Raw genomic sequence first — 20,820 nt, forward strand, 5'->3', positions numbered from 1 at the left:
TACGGGCGGGGACGTTCGACGCATGGAACATATGGCAACGGCGGCATTGGCGGAAATGGTAGCCCCGGTAAACAATACCACTGTTGGCTCAGCCTCCAGTGGAGGCAACGGCACTCAGGGGGCTGTCATTATTGTTATCAACGCTCTATCGACATAAGGAAAAAGCCATGCCTGTATTTTATTCTCCCACCGGCAATTGTGAAATCTGGGAACAGAAACCAGACGGTTACATTACGCAAGAAGAATGTGATCTAGCCCGCGCTGCCGAGGAAGCCGCCGCCGAGGCTCAGCGCGCCGCCGAGGAGGCCGCAGCCGAAGCCGAGCGCCTGGCCGAGTACAACAAGCCGGAAAACGCCCGCGTCCGCAAATACGCTGAGATCAATGAAGGATGTCAGGCGGCCCTGGCAGCCCTCACCGCCACCTATCCCGACCGTGAACTGCTGACCTTCGATAAGCAGGAGGCCGAGGCACGGGCCTATCTATCTGATCCTTCGAGCGCGACCACGCCCATTCTGACGGCCATCGCCCAGGGGCGCGGCATCCCGGTGGATGAACTGGCGCAGAAGATCATTGCCAAAGCCGACGCCTTTGCCCTGGCCTCGGGCGCGCTCATCGGCCAGCGGCAGTGGTATGAGGATGCCTTGGAATCGCTCGGTCCGGACGCGACCACGGCGCAGATCGAGGACATCACGGTCAGCTACAGCCTGCCCGGCGCTGGTGGGAGTGCGTCCTGATGGACTACGGCAAGGCTTTACTCATAGCCCTGGACCAGTTTCTTAACGCACTCTGTGGGGGGTGGCCGGATGAAACCATTTCAAGCAGGGCCTGGCGTTGGGAACTATCCGGATCACGGAGCTGGCCGCGCAAGCTCATTGACGGTCTGGCCCTGATCTTTGGCGACCGCGATCATTGCCGAGAATCTTACGAATCCGAACGCTTGGGACGGCAGTTGCCGCCGGAACTGCGTTCTGACCGACATTAACAATGCCTTTGGCCGCAGGATCAAGCCGTTGCCCTCGTTGCTTAAAAAAGGGCAGATTGTAGGTTTGTAACCCCCTCTCCCCACCTTGTCCGGAGGGATGGCGACGGCCATTCCCCCGGACAAAAAAACTATAAAAATCAGCAACAAAGAGCTTGCAACCCCTTGGCGAAAGAGCGAACACACAACCACGGCAAGTGTGAATCGCTAGTAAATAAAAGGGGTTAATCATGAATCGCAAGTTCGGCATCGAGTTGGAAATCGTCTCCATCAACCGTCAGACCGCCCTTCGGGCGTTGCGCGCCGTGGGCATCAATGTGCAGGATGAATCCTACAACCACAGCACGCGGAGCCACTGGAAGCTGGTCAGCGACGCCAGCGTGCGCGGCGGCTTCGAGGTTGTCTCCCCCATCCTGCGGGGCGAGCAGGGCATCGAGGAGGCCATGACCGTGGCCGCCGCCCTGGACGACGCCGGAGCGACCGTCAACCGCAGTTGCGGCTTTCACGTTCACTTCGACGCCGGCGACTTGAGCGTTGGCGATATCAAGACCATCGTCAAGCGCTACGCCGCGCATGAGGCCGAGATCGACGCCGTCATGCCTTCGAGCCGCCGGGGCAGCGCCAACACGTTCTGCGCCCCCGTGGCCCGCTTTCTCAGCCCCCGTTTTGAGGCCGCAGCGACCATTCAGGACATGATCCGGGCGCAGGGCGACCGCTACTTCAAGGTCAATCTGCAGTCTTTCCAACGCCACGGCACCATCGAATTCCGCCAGCATTCCGGTACCGTCAACGCCACCAAGATCGCCAATTGGGTGCGCTTCCTGAGTGAGTTTATCGATGAGTGCAAGCGGCTGTCCACTCCGGCCCCGGCCGTGCCGGTCATGGAACATCCGGCCGTCACCGGCGTGCAGGGACGCCTGGCCGCCATGTTCACGGCTGACGGCACCGTGACTCTGGCCGCCATGTGCGAGCGGTTCGGCTGGCTGCCCCACACCGCTCGCTCCGCCGTGACCCGCCTGCGTCGCGCCGGGCTGCGCATCAGCCGTGTCAAGGTCAACGGCCAGTCCGCCTATCGTCTGGACAACGCCCTGATGGCCCGCGCCGCTGCCCCTCGGACGCGGGCGGAAAACCTCTGGACCGGCATCAGCGAAAGCGTTATCCGGTTTTATCGTCGGCGCGCCGCCGTTCTGGCCGCCGTCTAAAAGGAGCGCCATGCGATATCGTACACAAAATGGTGAGCTGCTGGAGGCCGAGAGCCTCCGGCAGCTGGCCGAGGCCCTCTGGCAATCCAAGTTTGACCCCGAACCGACCCTGGAGGGCTGGATGGCCGGGTCCGCCCGACGCGCCGCCATGTACGACGGCAGCGTCATCCGCACGTCCAGCCCCGAGGCCCATGTGGAGGATCTGATCCGGGCCGGCTTTCTCTCAGCGGTCAACGAGTAACCCTCCCCCGGCACGATTCATTTGCCCATAGAAAAGCCCCGGCCGGCATTCGCCGGTCGGGGCTGCTCTTTCCTGTTGAGTCCGGGCCTCCGCTGCCGTCGTCATGCGGTAGCCGAAACAGAATTATCCGTGCTCTTCTCCGGTTTTTCCGGTATTGGTTGCAACGCCTTTGTCCCCGATTCCGTCCATCAAAAGGCGCGTGGTGAGTTGGCGGTTCAATCGGCGCTCTTCAGCCAGCTCCTTTTCCAGTTGAGCTTTTGCCTGCTCCAGTTCCTTAACCCGTTCCCCATCGGCCGTATCGTAGGACAGCCCTGCCACCATATGGAGCAGGGTGCTCTCCTTACCCTTTGCGTCCTCAGCCATCTGTTTCACAGCCGCCGCCACGTCCTGTAACGGCACCGGCTGTCCCAGAGGCGTGTCCCGGCCGATGGTCATGGGGCCTTCCTCAAAGTAGAGCCACTGGCGTGAAACATGGGGATATGCCTCAAGAATTTCAGGCAGGAGTGGCCATAGGTTATCCTGTCGTTTTTCGTTGAGATAGCCCTGAAAGGTACGCTGCGGCATCCCTAATGCGCTGGCCATGGCGCTCTGGCTGGTGCCAAGATGCGAAATTAACGTTCTAATACGTTCGTATAATTCCATAAGCAAGTTTCTAGCGCCAAAAACGCTAAAACCTCCCTTGACTATGCGCTAAAATCTAGCTAATAGTGCTTTTATATGAGCACATCCAATTCCATGTACGAAACTCTTACCTAACAGAGGCCCAATGCTATGGCAACGCCCGAAGAAATCCGCAGAACGGAACTGGTCAGAGCCTGGATGGAAGTCAACGAGGTGACGTTCGCCTGGGCGGCCAGGGAGCTGGGAGTATCACTCAGTGGCGTCCGCAAGTGGTTGCTTCTTTCGGAAACCGTCAGACCGCACCGCCGCGAGGCTCTGCTGCGGCTTGGCTTTCCTCCCGAACTTGTGCCGCCGGGCGTCATAAAGCCAACCGGCCCGCGCCCCAACAGGAAACCCAAGGTCCCGCGCTTCGTCAGGGAAGGGACCGCTCCCATCCCTGTACATAAAGGCGCCCCCGCGTAGGGGCACATTCTCCCCTCCATAACCATTTTTCGCATCCGTGCCCACGCAATTGCCAAGGAGATTTTTGCGATGACCCCCGATTGCCCGTCCATCGTTGCCGTGCTGCACGAACTGGTCAAGAAAGCCCCCAACGGTCTGACGGCCAGGACCATCGCCTCGCTGCTGGGACGGGACTACCAGACCCTGATGTCCGAACTGTCCCGCCAGCCCGGGCACAAGCTGGGGGCCGATCTGGCGCTCCCGCTGATGCGGCTGACCGGCTCCCATCTGCCCATGGACGTCATGGCCGACGAGTTGGGCATGGTCTGCGTCTCGCTCCCTGCGGCCCAAGGTGAGGAGGAACACCCTGTCCATCAGCAGTGCATGGTGGCCGTGCAGGAGTTCGGCAAGCTCATGGGGGCCACGGCCGAGGCCCTGGAGGACGGCACCATCACCGCCCAGGAGCGCGACGCCATCGCGGCCAAAGGCTACGAGGCCCTGGCCGCCATCGTCAAGTTGCTCAAGGTGGTGGAAGCCGGAGTGTCCAAGTGATCACGTTTTTGGCCGTTATGGCCGCCATCGGCCTGGCTTGCGGGCTGTGGCAGGAATTTTCCGAACAGCGACGGCTGCGCCGCGCCGCAGCCGTTACGCGAGGCACGAGCATTACGGATGGGGACAGCAGCGGTATGGCGCGGGATTGCCGCCGCAAAGGAGACAGTCATGAATAGCATTTTCAGCGCTGAAGAGCGTGACCGGATGCGGCAGGAGATGCGCCAGTCCCTGGAGGAACATCTCGTTTCCGCCACTCAGGCCGCGGCCTATATTCTTATCAGCCTCGACACTGAAAAGGAGTTCTCCGTCAGCTACGGCGTCTCGGGCGTGTCTACCCCGTCTGAGATCATGACCGCACTTACCCAGGGACTCCTCGAGTGCGGGGAGGCTTTGGGGGTGCGCCCGCGGCTGATCGCACAGGCATTGGATCTTGGGTCCTCCATCATACGCGCCAAGGAGGTCGACAGCCTTCAGGCCGACGAGACAAAGGTGCGGCAATGAGCGGCATCATTCCCGAAAACTCCCGGCTCGACCTGGTCGACGCCCTGGCCCTTGCCGACAACGACTGCCGCACCAAGGGGGTGCTGATCGTGATGGTGGCTCCCACATCCGAGGGCTGGTCCCGCGACGCGGTCCTGGCCCACGCGCTCGACATCGCCGCCCGGGCGCTGCTGCAGCACAACGCCCGCGCTCCGGAGGCCCGATGAAAATTTACATCGCGGCGTCCTATAAGCATCTGCACGCCGTGCGCTTGTTCCAGCAGTCCCTGGAGGGTGATCTGCCCGGCGTCGAGATCCTCGACTGGACCAAACTCGCCACACCGCCGGCCGACTTGACGCCGGCGCAGCGCCGGGAGTGGATGGACACGGATCTGTCCGGAGAGGTGTTCCGCTTCTGCGAGGAAGCCTGCGGTCGCGCCGACCTGGTGGTCTACTTCGGCCAGTCCGGCCAGGACGCCGGGGTGGAAATAGGTCTGGCCAGGGCTGCGGGGGTGCCCGTTCTGGGCGTGCTCGGGCCGCTTGAGGCCCCGGGCCTGATGCTGCACGGCTCCGTGTCTCTGTGGGTGCGCGATATTCTGGAGGCATGGGCGTGTATTGCGACTCTGGTCTGCTGTATATGGCGTGAGGACCCCCGTCCGGACTTCTGCGCATCCTGCGTCGGAGAGAAAATCTGCAACATGGCCCCGGCAGCGCCGGGCCTGGAGATATGACCATGAATGGCGATGACCGCGCGTGGGTGTCCGAAGCACGGGGGCAACTGGAGGAAATTGCCGGCGAGGAACGCGAGGCCGTGGCCTCCCTGGAAGAATGCAAGGAGTAGAGGTGCCATGCTGATGCAGGCCATTTCCGTCCGGCAGCCGTGGGCTTGGTTGTTGCTCCACAAGGGCAAGAACGTGGAGAACCGCTCCTGGGCTTTGCCGGCGTGCTATGTGGGCGTTCCCCTGCTGCTTCATGCGGGCAAGACGGAAGCGCCTGTTCCGCCGGAGCTGCGTCCATTGCTGACGGAATATGAAGGCCGACTCGGCGGCGTAGTGGGGCGGATCACCTTCGGTCCCACCACGCAAGGGCACCCTTCCCGCTGGGCGGAACCAGGTGCACGCCACTGGCCCGTCCTGCGGTCGCACCCTCTGCCGTTCTTCGCCTGCTGCGGGCAGCTGGGCATTTTCAAGGTGGACTACCCCTTTCCCCTTGAGGCTTTGATATGACCTTTCTGGATTTATGCGCCGGTATCGGCGGCTTCTCGCTGGGGCTGACCCGCGCGGGCATGACATGCGTCGGGCAGGTGGAGATCGATGACTACTGCAATAAAATTTTGCGACGGCACTGGCCCGACGTGCGACGATGGCGAGACATCACAACCCTCGACCCCGCCGAGCTTCCGAGGGCAACTCTTGTTGCCGGGGGTTACCCCTGCCAGCCTTTCAGCGTCGCCGGGCAGCGCAAGGGCGCGGGAGATGACCGCCACCTCTGGCCGTTCGTGTTCCGCATTGTTGCGCACCACCGACCCGCTTGGTGTCTGTTTGAGAATGTTGCTGGGCACGTCAGCCTGGGGCTCGACGCGGTGTGCTCTGACCTGGAAGCCATCGGGTACGCCTGCGGGCCGCTTGTTGTTCCGGCTTGCGCCGTCGATGCGCCGCACCGGCGCGACAGAGTCTGGATTCTGGCTCACGCCGGATGTGCCCCGGGGCGGGAGGGTAAATCCGCCGGAAATGTCTTCGACCGGGCGCTTGCCGAACGGCCGCAAGCGTCAGGTGGGCCTGGAGCACCAGGCGCGCATGGTGGAGCGGGGCTTTTGGCCGACGCCGATGGCCTCGGACGGTTGCAAGGGGGGACCGGCGCAGCGGGACGGCAGGGGCCGCCCCTACCTCGCCGGGGCGGCTCATCTGTGGCCAACACCGAAGGCATCTCCCTCCGGGCCAGATTTCGCGCGCAGGAAGAGGTCGGGCAGCGGTGGGGACGATCTGGCGACGGCCGTCGCCAGGGCGGATCTCCCGGCGGCAGGACCGACGTCTTCCCGGGGCGCTCCACCAGTGCAAGCGTATCTGAACAGCAGTGTCGGAGCTTTACCCCGGAAGGGCGAACGTGGCCAGCTGAACCCGGAGTGGGTCGAGTGGCTCATGGGGTTCCCGGCCGGGTGGACCGCCTTAAAGGACTAGGCAACGCCGTGGTGCCGCAGCTCGCGGAGATGTTCGGGCTGGCCATTATGGCCGCCCATGACGAATAAACCTGATGGAGGCTGAAATGGCCAAGCAAAACGACAGCGCCTCCGGCATGACCCCTGATGAAAAAGAATTTACCGACGCCATGCTGGACAAGCTGCCGCCGGTCATCGCCCGGCACCAGATAGACAAGTTCCTGGGCGGGCTGATTTCTCCATATACTATCAAAAACGCCGACCTCGCAGGCACAGGGCCGGAGGTCGCCTGGCGCGTGGGCAACAAGGTGGCGTACAAAACCGACTCCCTGGTGACTTGGCTGGTCCGGACCATGGGCGTCAAGCGCATGCAAAACCTTAGCTCTTTGTAGGTCTGAGATGATTTACGGCATCCCGTGTGGCGTCCGGCAGCAAGTGGGCGTAGCGCATCGTCATCTTGATGGTCTTGTGCCGCATCAGGGTCTTGATCCGGTAGATGTCGGTGCCGGCGATGGCCAGCCACGATCCGAAGGTATGGCGCAAGGTGTGAAACACCACCTTGCTCTTGGGGCCGGTGCTGTCCTTGTTCAGTTCGGCGGCGTCCACCGCCATGGCGTAGAGCCTGCGCAGGACGCATCCGTCCTTGCCGGTCCGATCCGGAGGAAATACGGCGACGTCGTCGCGCCGGCGGCGCCGGTTGCGCGTTCGCAGCACCTCCAGCGCTTCCTGGTTGAGCGGCACCTTGCCGCCAGTTTTGCGATGCCGCTCAATCCGCACCGTCAGAAAGGCGTGCTGCAAGGAGACGTCGGTCCACTCGAGCCGCATCAGTTCTCCGAAACGCAGGCCCGTGTTCAGAGCCAACCGAATCAGGTCGACCAGTTCGGACAGCAGGGGCAGGTGGACGTCATCCACCTCCAGCGCTCCGGCCGCCGCGATGAGCGCGTCCGCTTCCTCATAGGTGAGGAAGCGCTCCCGTTCCTCCGAGCCCTGCGGCAGCTCCACCTCGTTGACCGGCGAGACGGCTGCGGCCCACAGCGGCGCTCCGTTGATCATTGTGATCTTGGCCAGGGAGAACATCTGTCGCAGGATGGCCATGTACTGCAGCACTGTGGATTCGGCCAGACCCTCCGAGCGCAGGGCGTCCATCAGTTCTTCCATGTGTTCTTTGGTCAGCGCCCGAAATGGCGTATCCCCCAGGCGTTCCCGGATGCCCTTGTCAAAACGTCCCTGATCATGGCTCCAGGTGCGCTTGCGCTTTTTGGCCGCCGGCACATAGTAATCGTCGAAAAAGGCCCCGACGGTGAGGTCATCGGCCGTGGAGCTTGCTTCCGCCTGACGCTGGTGATTCGCCTCGCGCAGTTCGGCCAGTGTTCGCGGCCCTTCGCCGGTGCGCGCCCCTTTCTTCAGCTCGCCCCGGATGCCCTGGGCCTTTTCGGCCGACCAGCCCTCCGTGGCCCATCCGAGACCGTCCTCGCGCTGTTTACCGTCCGCATCGTAATAGCGGATTGCATAATATCGATCTGGACGGCCGTTCTTTTGTCGTCTAGTTTCATGTTCACGATACCGCACGCCAGGCAGAGCGGAGATCCATTTTCGGCTCATTTTGGTCCCTCCCTGGTCCCTTACGTGGTGGGTGTTTTAGTGCGCCATAGTCCGGTGCGAATGATAGAGTTCTTTGATTTTATGCGCAATAGTGCGGCTAAGTCTGGCCTCTGTTTGTGTGTAGAAGGACTGAAAATCCCCGTGTCGGCAGTTCAATTCTGTCCCTCGGCACCATAGATTTCAGAAGGCCGGAAACTGAAGAATCAGTTTCCGGCCTTTCTTTTATTCGGCTTGAGACCGCGCTACGGGGTCGGCCGCGCGTTTATCCCTCTTCGGGCTGGAGGCGAAAATCTGCCACCAGCGAGCACAGACTGTTCAGCGTGTTCAGAGGGGCCATCAAGGTGTCGCCCTGCAATGTTACGGCGTAGCCGTCCATGCTCGCGCCCGTTTCAAAGTGCTGCAGGAGAAAGATCAGGGTGTGGAGATGGTTGCACGTTTTGTCAAACATCTCCTGCCAGCTTTGGGCTTGGTGTTGCGCGAGCATTATCCGCTCTTCCTCCACAATATAGCCGGGGACGCGGTAGCTGCGGACTTCCGAGGGCTTTTCGGCGTCGGCGGCGTCGCCGGGTTCGGCCACGGGCGCGGGCGGGCCTGCCGCCAGCAGGGCCTGGGCGGTTTGCCGCAGTGTTTCGGCCAGGGCAACGAGATCAGGGAAGGGCCGCGCCGAAGGCGACGGCGCGTCAGCGAGGGGATGGGACATAAGGCGCTCCATTGGTTTTAGTATCGGCATTTGGCGATGAGAAATGCCGGGACTCAACTGCGCCCAATGGAACGCTGCTCGTATTCCCCCGAAGGGTCTTGTATTCGGAGCTATCGACCCGGCAATGTATGCTGTGGGCGTGGACGCCCGAAAAGAAACCCAGCAGTATGCCGGGCAGATTGCGCGCCGCATTTATCCAGCCGCGCCCGCTGCCATTGGAAGTAGTAAATGTAGAATATGCCGCCCGCAGTCGGGCGTCAAGGCGCCGGGTTCCTGGGGCAGGGCAGACGCATCTAATTCCAGGCTTTGCAGGCCTTTTATTCGTCGTGATGATCCGTCAAAACCAGCCTTTTGTGTGCCGGCTGTGTCATCTGGCGCTTTTACAGCCTTGCTCTCGATGCCCGTAAGGCTCGCGGCTCGCCAACGGGCACGGCCCTTTGGGCCGTCTTTCGGTCGGTTTCCGCGCAAAAAGTGCCGTTTTCCTTGCCGGCGCGCAAAAATCTTGCTTCAGCCGTTGCGACGAAGGAGCTTTAGCCGTAGGCGAACTTGTGATCCGCACGGATAAAGACAGCAATTGGTTACGCAATATCTAGGAAAATCGCTGTCGCTATCCGTAGCGGTGCTGTCCTTATCTGTACGCCGCCCTGCGGCTACAGCTAAGGCAACACGGCTTCGCCGTGAACGGCTCAGGCAAGTCGCTGACGCGACAACGGCCAGCGCATTTTTTAGGATTCTCCCGGCACCAGCCATCCGCCTGCGCTTCGCTCCGGCGGAGCAAAGGTGGCTTCGCCTCTTTTTGTCCGTTCTCCGATCTCTCGGGGAATAAAGACTTTTTAGACGCGTCTGCCCTGTTCCTGAGGAGAAGCCCAGCCGGACGCCAGGGAGGGAAGGCGGGACCTCGACGACTTCAGGCGATATGGCCGCGCCCTCGAAGAACAGACAATCAATATCGGTGAAATCAAGGGGGGCATCCCGCAGGATGCCCCTCCTTGATGTTGCGAACACCTCCGGCCGTTAGCGTCAGGTTCTAGAGCGGGTTCACTCTGAAATTGCTCTAAAAGGCCGTGTTCGCGCCGATGACGCCCGCGTAGCTGGAGCGGAACTGCGTGCCCCAATGCCCGTTCATCCTGGTGAGGATGTAGAAGGATTCAAAGGTGACAATTTTTTCATGCGCGGGCGTGTAGCGCGAGAACTGCACGGCCATGTGGATTTTATCCTCATCGGCCTGGATCATCTTGCGCCGGTCCCACTTTGTGTAGCCCCAGCCGGAGGCTTCGCGCAGGCGGCTGACGTCATTGTCTCGCGCGTAGTCTTCGGGCGTGTTCCAGATCTGGACCGCGAGGCCGCCCAGGCGCACGTGCGGGTAGTGCAGGCTTTGCGCCCAGCGCAGGGGCGAGCCGCTGTTGAAGGTTTCCATGAATTCGTCCAGCGCGGCCATGCCTGCGCGTTCCAGTTCGATCCATTGCGGCGTTCCGGGGGTGGCTGCCATGTGGTCCTCCTTATGTTTGCGTCTGTTGTCTGGTGAATGATGGATATGCGCCGTGTGGCGGGCTCAGGCCGCGCCGGTGAGCTTCCAGAAGGGATAGAAGACGAGGATGAGCACGATCAGCGCCATAAGCGCCCGCCAGGCGAAGACCATAACCATGTCCTTGAAGTTGATGTAGCCCGTGGAGAACATGTACAGAAAGGCCGCGTATTCGTAGGGCAGCACGTACTGGTCCAGGCCGAGCATGAAGGCGTAGGCCGGGGCCAGGGGATTGATGCCCAGGGCCTTGGCGATTTCCGCCAGCGGCACGGTGAAGGTGCTTACGGCGGCCACCGGCGTGAGCAGGAAGTTGAGCCCCGCCCCGGAGAGGAAGGAGGCGATGACCGTGCCCAGCTCTCCCTTGCCCTGCAGCAGGGGCAGCACTGCCCGGGCGATGCTCTTGTCCATGCCCGTGGCCTGGGCCGCCGCGCCGATGGACATGCAGCCCACGATGAACAGCACGGAGGTCAGGTTCAGCGTGGCGAACTTTTTGCCGTCCACCAGGTCAAAGCCCGGCAGAAAACCGACAAAGCCCACCACCATCATGATCCAGCCGATGTTGATGCCGTGCCACTTGTCCGTCATCATCAGGACGGCCAGCACAGCGAAGAGCGCCAGGGCCTTCTTTTCGCGCAGGCTCATGGGGCCCAGCCCGGCGTACTGCTCTTCCACCCAGACGCGGGCGTCAACAGTGCTCTTGGGCCGCATGACCAGCCGCAGCACCACAATGGACAACACGCTGTAGACCACGCTGGGCGCGAAATTCTGCAGAAAATACTCCAGCCATGACACGTGCACCCCGGCCGTGGCGAGCATTTGCAGATTCAGGGTCACTTCGCCCGCGCCCGTGTACAGGCCCATGCGGGGCCCGGCCACGGCGAGGTAACCGGCCATCAGCAGGGTGGATGCCTCGCGCGAGCGGGCCTTGAAGCCCATGGCGTCGCAGATGCCGATGCAGATGATGCCCAGCAGGATGCACTTCCCTGTGGATGTGGGCATGAGCGGCGCAATGATGAAGCCCGCCAGCAGAATGCCCCAGAGCAGGCGGCGGAAGGAGCTGCCCGTGACGTGCAGGGCCCAGAGGGCGATGCGCCGGGCGAGCCCCGTATGTTGAAGCACCAGGCCGGTCATCAGCCCGCCGAGGATCATCCAGCCCATGGGCTTGGTCCACGGTGAAAGCACCTGCGCGGGCGTGCCCACCCCCGAGAGAATATAGCCCATGGGCAGCATGACAGCCACGAGCCCGTCGGGCAGCAGGGAAAAGCCCCAGAGACAGATGGCCAGCACTGTGAGGCTGAAAAACCAGCAGGCGGGCCGGGACAGACCGGCGACGACGCAGACGGCCAGAATGACCGCCGCGCACAGCAGGGAAAAAATCCATTTCAGATGTTCGTTACGGGTGGGAGGGATCGCGGCCGCGCCGCCCGTGCCGGTGGCTGCGGTTTCCGTGGCGTGTGTGACGTTCATGCCCGACCTCCATCATGGTTTCCGGTGCGGTGGCGCTTCCCGACTCTCCGAAAGCGGCGTGGGAAGCTGGAACGGAAAGAGCAAGAGCGGTGCCAATATGGATATTTATTTTTTATTGTGTATAATCAGTGTGTTGTTGTTCTCCATTCCAAATACGCTTTTTTTCGGGCTTGTTTGTTAAATAGATTTTGTCCAATATCTGGATTAAATCTGAAAACAGGACCGGTAAATGCTCCATAATCCGCAAGAATCCTTGTCGCAGGCTCTGGCCGCGCTGCTGGCCGTGGATAAAATCCGCTACACGCGGCAGGCGCTGATTCAATTGGGGCCCTGGCCGCCCTCGGCCGTGGACGAAGTTTTGCGTCTTTTCGCCGCGCGGGGGCTGGCGCGGCCGTCGCGCTCGGGGCTCTGGCGGGGACGGGCCGAGGCGCTGCGCGCTTTTTCGCGTGAACGCGCGCCGGAAACCACGGCGCGGCCGTTGTTGCGGGCCGTGGCTTCGTTGGAGCGCGGAGCCGTTCTCGACGGCTGCGAAATATTGCTGGAAGAAGTGCGGCATACCCTGGACGACGGGCGGTGCGCGGCGGTGCTGGCGCTGTTGGACCTGCTGCTGTCCGGCCTGCGCCGATGGAGCGGGGACACGGAAGAGGCGGAGGCGCTGCGGCGCTATCTGAGCGTGTTTCGCAGCGTTCAGGGCATTTCCATCTATATGGGCAAGAGCGGCCAGGAAGTTCTGGATTTGCTGCCTCGGGCCCGCGCCGCCGCCGAGGCGCTGGGGGACAGGCGCGTCACCCTCATGCTGGACCTCACGGAGGCCAGCCAGCGTCACCTGACCCGGATGCACAATACGGAACGGCCATATGCCCTGCTGGCCCGTACCCTGGCCTCCATCAGGGAACTGGGCGACCCGGACATTCTGGAGGAGGCCTCGCACAGCATCGGCATCCTGCATTTTATGCAGGGCGCGTACAGCGAGGCCCTGCCCTATCTTGAAACCGGCGCTGTGAGCCGGTTCACAGCGCATTTCAATTACTTTGAAGAAGCGCGGTTGCGCTATATCGGCAGCGCCGCCTGTAGCCTGGGCCTTCCGGCCAAGGCTGCGGGCATTCTGCTGGCCGGGCTGCGCGAAGCGCGGCTGCGCCGTAACCGACAGACGCGGAAATGGATTCAGACCCATCTGGCCGACGATCTCATGCGCATGGGGCGGCCCGACGAGGGCCTTGCCCTGCTGGATGAGCTTCTGCTCTGCTGCGACCCGGCCACGGAAACCACACTGTGGATCTGGAACATGCGCTCGCTGGCGCACTATCATTTTCTGAAAGGGCGCGTCGCAACCTCGCACAGGATTTTTTACGCCAGCATGCGCTATTGCGTGCGCATGGGGCTCCAGCGTCCCTATTACGGCTTCACCTGGCTGTTTGATATGCTCTGGGCCTATGAATGGCAGGGCCTGCCCCGGATTCCGGGCTATGATCTTGAAGATGAGCTGACGGCCGCGCAGCAAAGCCCCAACCGCCATCTCAAGGGCGCGGCCTTGCGCATCCGGGCTTTGCAGGCCCGCGCCAGAGGGGTGGACCCGGCCCAGGTGCGCGGCCTCCTGGTGCGCGGCCTGACCTATGCCAAGCGGGTGGGCAGTCCGCTGGAGATCGCCCGCTGCCGCCTCGCCCTGGCGTATTGCCTTTCGCGGCGGCGCGCCCGCCAGGCCGAGCTTCTGTTTTCGGCGGCCAGAGCCGTGTTGCGGCGCTATACCCAGTATGACTGCCCTGACGGGCCCGGCGGCGGGCAGGACGCGCCTTACTGCCCCGACGGCCGAAGCTGCCTGCGCCGCTGCCGGGAAGGACTGGAGGCCCTGCCCGCCTGGTCGGATCTGGACGCCCATCTGGCCGACATGCTGCGCATCGTCAGCGAGACCTTTGAAGTGGAGCGGGCGGCCCTGTTCAGCCCGGACGCCGAGGGACCGGTCATGGTGCGCAATATCTCGCGCCTGGAGCTGGAAAGCCCGACCTTCCGCCCGGTGCTGAAAAAGGCCGCCGCCGTCATGGAGGCGGCTTCAGGCGAACCCGCACGCGCCGCGCGGGGCACAGGAATATATCTGCCTCTGGCGGTTCCCAATGCCCGCCCGTGGCTTCTTTTTCTGCAATGCGAGTTTTTCGCCGGCCACATCAGCGCCCAAGGCACGGAAATATTCCGCGAGCTGGGCGGCTTGCTGGCGCGGGAGCTGCAAACCGCCCGGCGTTTGCAGGAAGGCATGCGCAAGGCCCTGTATGCCGTGGAAGAACGGGGCCGCGTGGCCGCCGAGCGCATGGCCGCCTTGGATGAGCCCTACTACGGGACCGGGCTCGACGACGTGTTGCGCCAGGCGGACAGCACGGCCGTCACCGACGCGCCGGTGCTCATTCTGGGAGAAACCGGCGTGGGTAAGGATCTGCTGGCCCGGCGCGTCCACGCGCGCAGCGGCCGGGCCGGAGCCTTTGTGCCCATTCATCCGGCCAGCATTCCGGAGCAGCTTTTTGAAAGCGAACTCTTCGGGCATGAAAAGGGTGCGTTTACCGGAGCTTGGCGGCAGAAGCTGGGCCATCTGGAAGTGGCGGACGGCGGCACGCTGTTTATCGACGAAGTGGGTGAGGTGCCTCTGCCCATGCAGACCAAGCTGCTCAGGGTTTTGCAGGAGAAATGCTTTATGCGGGTGGGCGGCATCCGCGAGATCCGTTCTGATTTCCGGCTGGTGGCGGCCACCAACCGGGACCTCAAAAGCATGGTGGCTCAAGGGCGCTTCCGGGAAGATCTCTACTATCGTATTTCCGTGGTGCCCCTCACCCTGCCGCCCCTGCGCGAGCGTCCCGCCGACATTCCCCTGCTGGCGCGGCGCTTCGTGGAGATGTTCAGCCGCCGTTACCAGCGCCCCGTGCCTCCCCTGGAAAAGGAAGAGGCGGAACGCCTGCGCGCCTATGCCTGGCCCGGTAATGTGCGGGAACTGAAGAACGTGGTGGAGCGGGCGGTCATCCTCCACTCCGGCGGCCCTCTGCATCTGTTGCGCCCCACGGAACCGCCGCCGCTTCCGGCGGAAAAGGCAGCTCCGCCCGGGACGCTTTCCGGTCTGGAATGGGAAGATTTGCCGAGCCTGGAAGAATTGCAGCGCCGCTACATCCGCCATGTGCTGCGTCTTGCCAGAGGCCGCGTGGACGGCGAGGCCGGGGCCCTGCGCATCCTCGGCATGAAGCGTTCGACCTTGTATGCGCGCATCCGGGCCTGGGGCCTGGACGCGGTCTCGCAGCTTTACGGCAGGGAGAAATAGGGCCGCCGGCGGCCGAAGCCGCCGGGACCGCAAAGCAATGTCGCGGGATGCGCGCCCTTACCGCATGAGCAGCGGCACCACCAGGCCCACCAGCACCAGGATGATCGCGCCGCCCAGGCGGGAGGAAATCTGGGCAAAGGGCATCAGCACCATGCGCCGGGCCGCTGAAAGCACGGCCACGTCGCCGGTGCCGCCCATATTCGCCATGCACAGCCCGGCGGAAATGGCGGATTCGATAAAGTGGAAGCCCACCAGCACGCCGCCCAGGCCCGCGCCCAGCACCGCGCCCAGAACCACCGCGATGACCTGGAGGGTGTTGGCGATGGAAAAGGTGTTGATGACCAGGGAGAGGTCCGTGTAGGTCACGCCGATGCCCACCAGCAGCGGGGCGGTCATGTACTTGGCCACGAACCTGAACCAGACCGTGCAGGACTGTTCCACGGGGGTGGGCAGCACATGGAGGATCTTGCACGCGGCCACGCTGAGGATCATCAGGGCGTAGTAGTGAATGCCGGGAATGACCATGGCGGCCAGGCGTCCGAAAAGCATGAAAGTGCAGGAAACCAGCAGGCCGATGCCCAGAGCCGTGTAGGTGATCGGCAGGCGGTTCTCGTCCTCGGCCACCGGGGCCTCGCCCTTGAGCAGCTGGCCTTCTCCGGACAGGCGCGGGAAGGCCTTGCCCAGCTTGTCCAGCAGGCCGCCGGAAATGATGGCGACCACATTGCCTAGGGCCACCGGCGGAATCAGCATGGAGAGAATGTCCTTGAGCGCCATGTCCGGATTGCTCTGGTGCAGGATTTCGGCCATGGGAATGGCCCCGGCCCCCATGCCGCCGCCCATGATCGGGAAAGAGACGTAACTGATGCCTTCGCGCCAGCCCGTACCGGCCAGCAGGCCCACCAGGGCGGCCAGGAGAGCCGCGCAGGCCACGGCGGCCACCAGGGGAACCACATAGCGCGCCCCGGCCTTGACCAGCAGGCGGGCCTCGATGCCCAGAATGCTGCCGCAGATCAGGGCGCAGATGTAAAAGGTCAGGAAGTCGTCGCCCTTCATGAAGGTGTCGATGACGGCCTTGGTCGAGGCCGGCATGACGCCGCTGTATACCAGCAGGGCACTGCCGAAAATGACAATAATGGGGCCGCCGCCCAGATAATCCTTGATCAGCGGCAGGCGGTCGCCGATATATTCCAGCAGAAAGCCCAGCACCATGACCACGGCGAAGCCGCCCACCATGCCCTTGGGCAGGGCGTCCAGGTACATGGCCGCCACGACCACCACGGTGATTCCCAGAAAAACAGGCCAGCTTATGCCTTTGATTTCAATGTCCGCTATCCGCATTGTGTACCCCTGAAAGAAATTTATTCTATTATAGATAATCATCTTTCAGGTTTGTCGCCAGATGTGCGAGACTTAAAAAAGCGCGGCGGAAGTTGCATACGGGGGCGGATTTCCCGCCGGTGCGGCGTTAGAGCAATTTCAAAGTGAAAATGCCCTAACGGGCAAGGAATAAAATGAAGCCGCCGAAGGCGGGCAGGGCCACCATGGCGATTTTGAGCAGTATCTGCGGGGCCAGCCGGGTGAGCTTGGCCCCGAAAAAAGCGCCGATCACCTGGCCCAGCAGCACCTGGACGAAAAGCAGCGGTTCCAGATGCCCGGCGCTGAGAAAGCCCACGCCGCCCAGCACCGCGATGGGCAGGATGACCAGCATGGTGGTGCCCACGGTTTGGTAGAGCGGCGCGTTGAAGACCAGCAACAGGCTCAGCTGGATGAAGGATGCCGCGCCCACGCCGCAGGCTCCGGAGATGAGCCCGTTGACCAGGCCGGTCAGGCCTGCCAGCAGCCAGAATCTGCCGCCCAGGGGCGTCAGGAAGCGCTGGCGGAAGAGCGGGCTGTGGGGGTGGAAAATGCGCAGATAGATCAGCAGGGCCGACAGCAGCAGGGCCGCAGCGGTGAGCGGGGTGAGAACGGCCGTGTCGAGGGATGAGGAAACCCGCGCGCCGCAGAACGCGCCCACGGCCCCGAACAGGCCCATGGCCAGGCCCAGGCGGCGCAGCACGTTGCCTTCGCGGAAATGGCTGTACGAGCCGGAAAGCGCGGTAAAGGCCATGGCCGCCAGGGACGTGCCCAGGGCCGTATGGATGGGCACGCCAAAACCCACGGTGAGCAGGGTGATCATAACCCCCGCGCCGCCCGCGCCCACAAAGCCGATCACCGCTCCCAGCAGAAGCATGGCCGCGAAAACAAGCATGGCATTCCCTGTGCTGAAAAAAACGCCGCCCGGCGGCGTTGGGATGCAATAGCGCCAAGCGGCGTCGGAAGCAAGGGCCGGGGCGGTCCGTGCGCAGCGGAGGCGGCTTTGTGCGTGGGGGAAAAGCAGTGCCTAGAGCGTTTTGATATTGAAAATATCTCAACGCTCTGTGCGGATTTTCCGTGAAAATCCGCACCGCGAAATTATCGCAAGGTGAATTTACTTCGCCGTTAAGCGATAATTTCAAGCGCAAATTGCTCTACACCTAGTGCCTGATTGCAAAAATTTTGAGCATAATTTTGTTCTCAACTTTCGCAGGCTCGTCAGCGGAAAAATGTGTTTTTTCTTTGGCTCACGGCGGCTAGCCCCCGCCCACGGCCGGGAACAGGCCCACGCGGTCGCCGTCGTGCAGCACGGCGTCAGGCTCCACGGCCACGCCGTTGATGAAGATGATTTTTACTTCGGCGGCGGGTAGTTGCAGGCTGTCCATGAGCCGGGCCACGTCCGCGCCTTCAGGAAGTTCCCAGACGCCGCCGGGCGGGCTTTTTTCGGCCAGGGTGGCGAAACATTTGACGTTCAGCCGCATGGTTTTTCCTCCGGAGGCGGGCGGGTTGCGGACAAGTTGAAAGGGGATTCGCGGCTTATAAACGGACGCGTTGAAACGTGCCGTCCGCCAGGTCAAAGACGCACATGCCGGGGGCGGCCCCGCGGCCGGTGAGCAGCTTCAGGGCTTCCGCGGCCTGGAGGGAGGCGGCTGTCGCCGCCGTGGGCGCGAGATTGCCCAGCTCTTCCTCGGGCGAAGCTCCTGTTTCATCTGTCCCGCATGTTTCGCCTGTGCCCAGCCATTGAACCGGGCCCGCCTGTCCGGGCGGCACCACGGCCACCCAGCCGGTCAGGCCCGCAATCCCCGCGCTGACCAGCGGCACGCCGGTCGCGGCGGCGGCTTCCTGCAAGGGCAGGCGGCAGGCCAGGCCGCCCAGGGCGTCCAGAGCCAGATCCATGCCGCGCAGCAGCCGGATCAGCAAAATTTTGTCCGCAAAGCGGGGCACGGGCGTGAAATGCACGGCGGGATTGATCCCGGCCACGCGCGCGGCGGCGACTTCGGCCTTGCTTTGGCCCAGTTGGGCCGTATTGCCCAGCGACTGGCGATTCAGATTGGATTCTTCAAAGCAGTCGCCGTCCACGCCGGTGATCGCGCCCACGCCCATGCGGACCAGCTGCTCCAGCAGCCAACCGCCCAAACCGCCCAGGCCCACCAGCAACACGCGGCTTTGCAGCAGGGCCAGCTGGTCCCGCAGAGAAAGCTGCCGGGCGTTGCGGGCATAGCGCGCGGGCCAGATTCCGGCGCGGCAGGCTGCCTGCTGGGTCGCGAGCAAGTCCACGCCTGCCGCGATGGCCAGCTCGCGTAACACGTCTTCCGCAATGCGGCCCGCCCGGGCGGCGTGGCGGATAGCGATTTCAAGTTGGGGCAGTGGGTCCGGCATGAGGTGATGCTATCCAAAAAACGGCGGCCGGGCAAAACCCGGCCGCCGTGTCGCTCAGGCTCAGAAGTTGAAGACGCTGTCCAGCTCCTCGTCGCTCACGTCAAAGGTCGTGTTGTGCGGCGGCAGCAGTTCGCGGCGCATGTATATGGGCAGACGGTCGTGGGCGCGGGTGAAACCGGCGGCGGCGTTGAATTCCCGCTCCTGCTTCAGGACGCTCTTGCCCAGGGCCACCACGTCGTCGCCGGTCATTTTGCGACCGGTGAAGGCGCTGAGGGTGTCGATGAGAGCCTGGAAGGTCTCGGGCTGGTCCAGGATGCAGAAGGCCACGAAGATGCAGTAGCCCGTGGAGTCCAGGGCGGCGGTAGCGATCTGAAGGTTGCGGGAGAGCTCCACCTGGCCCTCCGGCTTGAGCGGGTCCACCTTGCCGCCGAGGCCCAGAATATTGGTGGCCACGGCGTAACCGGCGGTGTGGTCCGCGCCCATGGGCGTGGTGGCGTAGGTCACGCCCACCCCCTTGACCGCGCGCGGGTCATAGGCAGGCATGGCTTGGCCCTTGACCACGGGAGCGCGTTCCAGGCCGTAGCAGCGGGCCACGGTGGCCGTGCCCGCGCCCAGGATGCGCCCCAGCGGCGTGCCCTTGCCCATCTCGTGGATCATTTCGATGCAGGCCTTGGAGTCGCCCCAGGGAATGACCCCGGCTTCCATCAGCACGCCGAGGCTGGCCCCGGTTTCAATGGTGTCCAGGCCGTAGTCGTCCTCCAGATAGTCCATGCGGATGATGTCGTCCAGATTGTCCACGCCGCAGTTGGCGCCGTGCCCCCAGACGGTTTCATATTCCGGCTGCTTGGAAAGGTACTCGCCGTTTTCGTCCACGCAGATGCCGGAACACTTCATAATGCAGCCCCGGTGGCAGCCGTGGGTGGGATTGCCGCCGCGCTTCTTCTGGATTTCCACCATGGTTTCGGCACAGATTTTTTCCGCGCCCGCGAAGCGGCCTTCCTTGAAGTTGTAGGTGGGCAGCCCACCGGCTTCGTTGAGGATATTGACCAGCACGTTGGTGCCGTAGGCGGGCAGGCCCTGGCCGGTGACCGGGTGGGAGGTGATGCCCTTGGCGAAGCGCTTGCAGGCGTCCTTGAAGGCTTCGGGATCTTGGGCCTTGCGCATGGTCGGCGTGTCCGCCGGGTCGAGCACGATGGCCTTGATGCCCTTGGAACCCATGACCGCGCCCACGCCGCCGCGTCCGGCGTGCCGGGTGGCCCGGCCTTCGGGATCGGTGAAACAGATGGTGGAATTGCACATGCGCATTTCACCGGCCGTGCCGATGGTCACGAAACCAGGGCCTTCGCCGTATTCCTCGCGCAGCCGGGCCACACAGGGATAGTTGGAAAGCATGGCAAGTTCGTCGCACTGCTCGACGGTCACGCCGCTGGCCTTGATGACGATTTTGTACAGATGGTCGTCGCGGCGCTGGCCTTCAATGATGATGGCGGCGTAGTTCAGACGGGCCATATACTGTCCGCCGGTGCCTCCGGCGTTGGATTCCTTGATGCCGCCGGTGAGCGGGCTCTTGCAGCCCACGGAAATGCGGCCCGAGGAACCGGCCGTGGTGGCGCAGAGCATGCCCGGCGCGAAGACCAGCTTGTTTTCGGGACCCAGGGCATGACAGGTGGGGGGCACTTCCTTGCAGATGACCGCAGTGGTCAGGGCGCGGCCCGCGAGGCCCGCGTATTCGCCCAGGCGCTCTTCCCTGATCTTGGGGCCGCCCTCGGCGCCCACATCAATGCGTAAAATCTTGTCCATAGCGACCTCGTCTGTATAAAAAATGTGTGAAG

General features: G+C 63.1%; 22 protein-coding genes and 1 pseudogene. 13 read left to right on the forward strand and 10 right to left on the reverse strand.

All coding sequences use genetic code 11. The features are described from left to right. The first annotated feature begins 167 nt into the window (after positions 1-167). The 4 genes from HMPREF1022_RS07620 (at position 168) to HMPREF1022_RS07635 (ending at position 2,422) form a co-directional block, all read left to right on the forward strand. On the forward strand, positions 168-734 hold the full coding sequence (locus HMPREF1022_RS07620) for a hypothetical protein (RefSeq protein WP_009302652.1): 567 nt from the start codon (positions 168-170) through the stop codon (positions 732-734). Further along, entirely contained in the window at positions 734-982 is a 249-nt protein-coding gene (locus HMPREF1022_RS18540) for a hypothetical protein (RefSeq protein WP_009302653.1), read from the forward strand. The genes HMPREF1022_RS07620 and HMPREF1022_RS18540 overlap by 1 nt, the downstream gene beginning before the upstream one ends. 227 nt (positions 983-1,209) lie before the next feature. Next, positions 1,210-2,181 (forward strand): amidoligase family protein, encoded by a 972-nt coding sequence (locus HMPREF1022_RS07630; protein WP_009302654.1) that lies wholly within the window; start codon positions 1,210-1,212, stop codon positions 2,179-2,181. Between the two features lie 10 nt (positions 2,182-2,191). Beyond that, positions 2,192-2,422, forward strand: a complete 231-nt coding sequence (locus tag HMPREF1022_RS07635; protein WP_009302655.1) for a hypothetical protein — start codon at positions 2,192-2,194, stop codon at positions 2,420-2,422. Positions 2,423-2,545: 123 nt separating this feature from the next. On the opposite strand, the gene HMPREF1022_RS07640 is transcribed toward HMPREF1022_RS07635, so the two are convergent. Next, entirely contained in the window at positions 2,546-3,064 is a 519-nt protein-coding gene (locus tag HMPREF1022_RS07640) for a hypothetical protein (RefSeq protein WP_035061045.1), read from the reverse strand. A 510-nt stretch (positions 3,065-3,574) separates the two neighbouring features. Between HMPREF1022_RS07640 and HMPREF1022_RS07650 the strand changes: the two genes are divergently transcribed. From HMPREF1022_RS07650 to HMPREF1022_RS07685, 8 genes and pseudogenes are all read left to right on the forward strand, one after another. Then, on the forward strand, positions 3,575-4,036 hold the full coding sequence (locus HMPREF1022_RS07650; protein ID WP_009302658.1) for a phage regulatory CII family protein: 462 nt from the start codon (positions 3,575-3,577) through the stop codon (positions 4,034-4,036). Continuing rightward, positions 4,033-4,212: a hypothetical protein gene (locus HMPREF1022_RS07655; RefSeq protein ID WP_035061051.1), complete on the forward strand. Its 180-nt coding sequence runs from the start codon at positions 4,033-4,035 to the stop codon at positions 4,210-4,212. Before HMPREF1022_RS07650 ends, HMPREF1022_RS07655 begins: the two co-directional genes overlap by 4 nt. Further along, on the forward strand, positions 4,205-4,537 hold the full coding sequence (locus HMPREF1022_RS07660) for a hypothetical protein (RefSeq protein WP_009302659.1): 333 nt from the start codon (positions 4,205-4,207) through the stop codon (positions 4,535-4,537). Before HMPREF1022_RS07655 ends, HMPREF1022_RS07660 begins: the two co-directional genes overlap by 8 nt. After that, complete coding sequence (locus HMPREF1022_RS07665) at positions 4,534-4,743, forward strand: hypothetical protein (RefSeq protein WP_009302660.1); 210 nt, start codon at positions 4,534-4,536, stop codon at positions 4,741-4,743. Before HMPREF1022_RS07660 ends, HMPREF1022_RS07665 begins: the two co-directional genes overlap by 4 nt. Beyond that, the gene (locus tag HMPREF1022_RS07670) at positions 4,740-5,246 is read left to right on the forward strand and encodes a hypothetical protein (RefSeq protein ID WP_009302661.1); all 507 of its coding nucleotides are present in this window, start codon (positions 4,740-4,742) and stop codon (positions 5,244-5,246) included. The genes HMPREF1022_RS07665 and HMPREF1022_RS07670 overlap by 4 nt, the downstream gene beginning before the upstream one ends. A gap of 117 nt (positions 5,247-5,363) precedes the next feature. After that, positions 5,364-5,741, forward strand: a complete 378-nt coding sequence (locus tag HMPREF1022_RS07675) for a hypothetical protein (protein ID WP_009302663.1) — start codon at positions 5,364-5,366, stop codon at positions 5,739-5,741. Continuing rightward, positions 5,738-6,145 (forward strand): annotated as a pseudogene (locus HMPREF1022_RS19175) (DNA cytosine methyltransferase); the annotation flags it as partial. The gene HMPREF1022_RS07675 and the pseudogene HMPREF1022_RS19175, both read left to right, overlap by 4 nt. Positions 6,146-6,777: 632 nt before the next feature. Continuing rightward, positions 6,778-7,062: a hypothetical protein gene (locus HMPREF1022_RS07685; RefSeq protein WP_009302665.1), complete on the forward strand. Its 285-nt coding sequence runs from the start codon at positions 6,778-6,780 to the stop codon at positions 7,060-7,062. On the opposite strand, the gene HMPREF1022_RS07690 is transcribed toward HMPREF1022_RS07685, so the two are convergent. From HMPREF1022_RS07690 to HMPREF1022_RS07705, 4 genes are all read right to left on the reverse strand, one after another. After that, positions 7,049-8,272 carry a tyrosine-type recombinase/integrase gene (locus tag HMPREF1022_RS07690; RefSeq protein ID WP_009302666.1) on the reverse strand — a complete coding sequence of 408 codons (1,224 nt, stop codon included), beginning with the start codon at positions 8,270-8,272 and terminating at the stop codon, positions 7,049-7,051. The two genes, HMPREF1022_RS07685 and HMPREF1022_RS07690, sit on opposite strands and share 14 nt — an antisense overlap. 262 nt (positions 8,273-8,534) lie before the next feature. After that, positions 8,535-8,972: a hypothetical protein gene (locus tag HMPREF1022_RS07695; RefSeq protein WP_009302667.1), complete on the reverse strand. Its 438-nt coding sequence runs from the start codon at positions 8,970-8,972 to the stop codon at positions 8,535-8,537. Between the two features lie 1,054 nt (positions 8,973-10,026). Then, positions 10,027-10,461 carry a hypothetical protein gene (locus tag HMPREF1022_RS07700; protein ID WP_008683258.1) on the reverse strand — a complete coding sequence of 145 codons (435 nt, stop codon included), beginning with the start codon at positions 10,459-10,461 and terminating at the stop codon, positions 10,027-10,029. A 63-nt stretch (positions 10,462-10,524) separates the two neighbouring features. After that, the gene (locus tag HMPREF1022_RS07705) at positions 10,525-11,964 is read right to left on the reverse strand and encodes an SLC13 family permease (RefSeq protein WP_008683259.1); all 1,440 of its coding nucleotides are present in this window, start codon (positions 11,962-11,964) and stop codon (positions 10,525-10,527) included. Between the two features lie 229 nt (positions 11,965-12,193). On the opposite strand from HMPREF1022_RS07705, the gene HMPREF1022_RS16590 reads away from it, so the two are divergent. Next, the gene (locus tag HMPREF1022_RS16590) at positions 12,194-15,256 is read left to right on the forward strand and encodes a sigma-54 interaction domain-containing protein (RefSeq protein ID WP_009302668.1); all 3,063 of its coding nucleotides are present in this window, start codon (positions 12,194-12,196) and stop codon (positions 15,254-15,256) included. Positions 15,257-15,313: 57 nt separating this feature from the next. On the opposite strand, the gene HMPREF1022_RS07715 is transcribed toward HMPREF1022_RS16590, so the two are convergent. The 5 genes from HMPREF1022_RS07715 to HMPREF1022_RS07735 all read right to left on the reverse strand — a co-directional run bounded on the left by HMPREF1022_RS07715 (position 15,314) and on the right by HMPREF1022_RS07735 (position 20,788). Beyond that, positions 15,314-16,594 carry a 2-hydroxycarboxylate transporter family protein gene (locus HMPREF1022_RS07715; protein ID WP_009302669.1) on the reverse strand — a complete coding sequence of 427 codons (1,281 nt, stop codon included), beginning with the start codon at positions 16,592-16,594 and terminating at the stop codon, positions 15,314-15,316. Positions 16,595-16,748: 154 nt separating this feature from the next. Then, positions 16,749-17,504 (reverse strand): sulfite exporter TauE/SafE family protein, encoded by a 756-nt coding sequence (locus HMPREF1022_RS07720; RefSeq protein WP_009302670.1) that lies wholly within the window; start codon positions 17,502-17,504, stop codon positions 16,749-16,751. A gap of 361 nt (positions 17,505-17,865) precedes the next feature. Next, positions 17,866-18,090 carry a MoaD/ThiS family protein gene (locus HMPREF1022_RS07725; RefSeq protein WP_008683265.1) on the reverse strand — a complete coding sequence of 75 codons (225 nt, stop codon included), beginning with the start codon at positions 18,088-18,090 and terminating at the stop codon, positions 17,866-17,868. 55 nt (positions 18,091-18,145) lie between these two features. Continuing rightward, positions 18,146-18,988, reverse strand: coding sequence for a ThiF family adenylyltransferase (locus HMPREF1022_RS07730; protein ID WP_009302671.1), 843 nt, complete (start codon positions 18,986-18,988; stop codon positions 18,146-18,148). 60 nt (positions 18,989-19,048) lie between these two features. Then, positions 19,049-20,788, reverse strand: a complete 1,740-nt coding sequence (locus tag HMPREF1022_RS07735; protein ID WP_009302672.1) for an aldehyde ferredoxin oxidoreductase family protein — start codon at positions 20,786-20,788, stop codon at positions 19,049-19,051. Between the last annotated feature and the right edge of the window lie 32 nt (positions 20,789-20,820).

It is taken from the genome of Desulfovibrio sp. 6_1_46AFAA (assembly GCF_000224635.1).
In the GTDB taxonomy this organism is placed as follows: Bacteria; Desulfobacterota; Desulfovibrionia; order Desulfovibrionales; family Desulfovibrionaceae; genus Desulfovibrio; species Desulfovibrio fairfieldensis.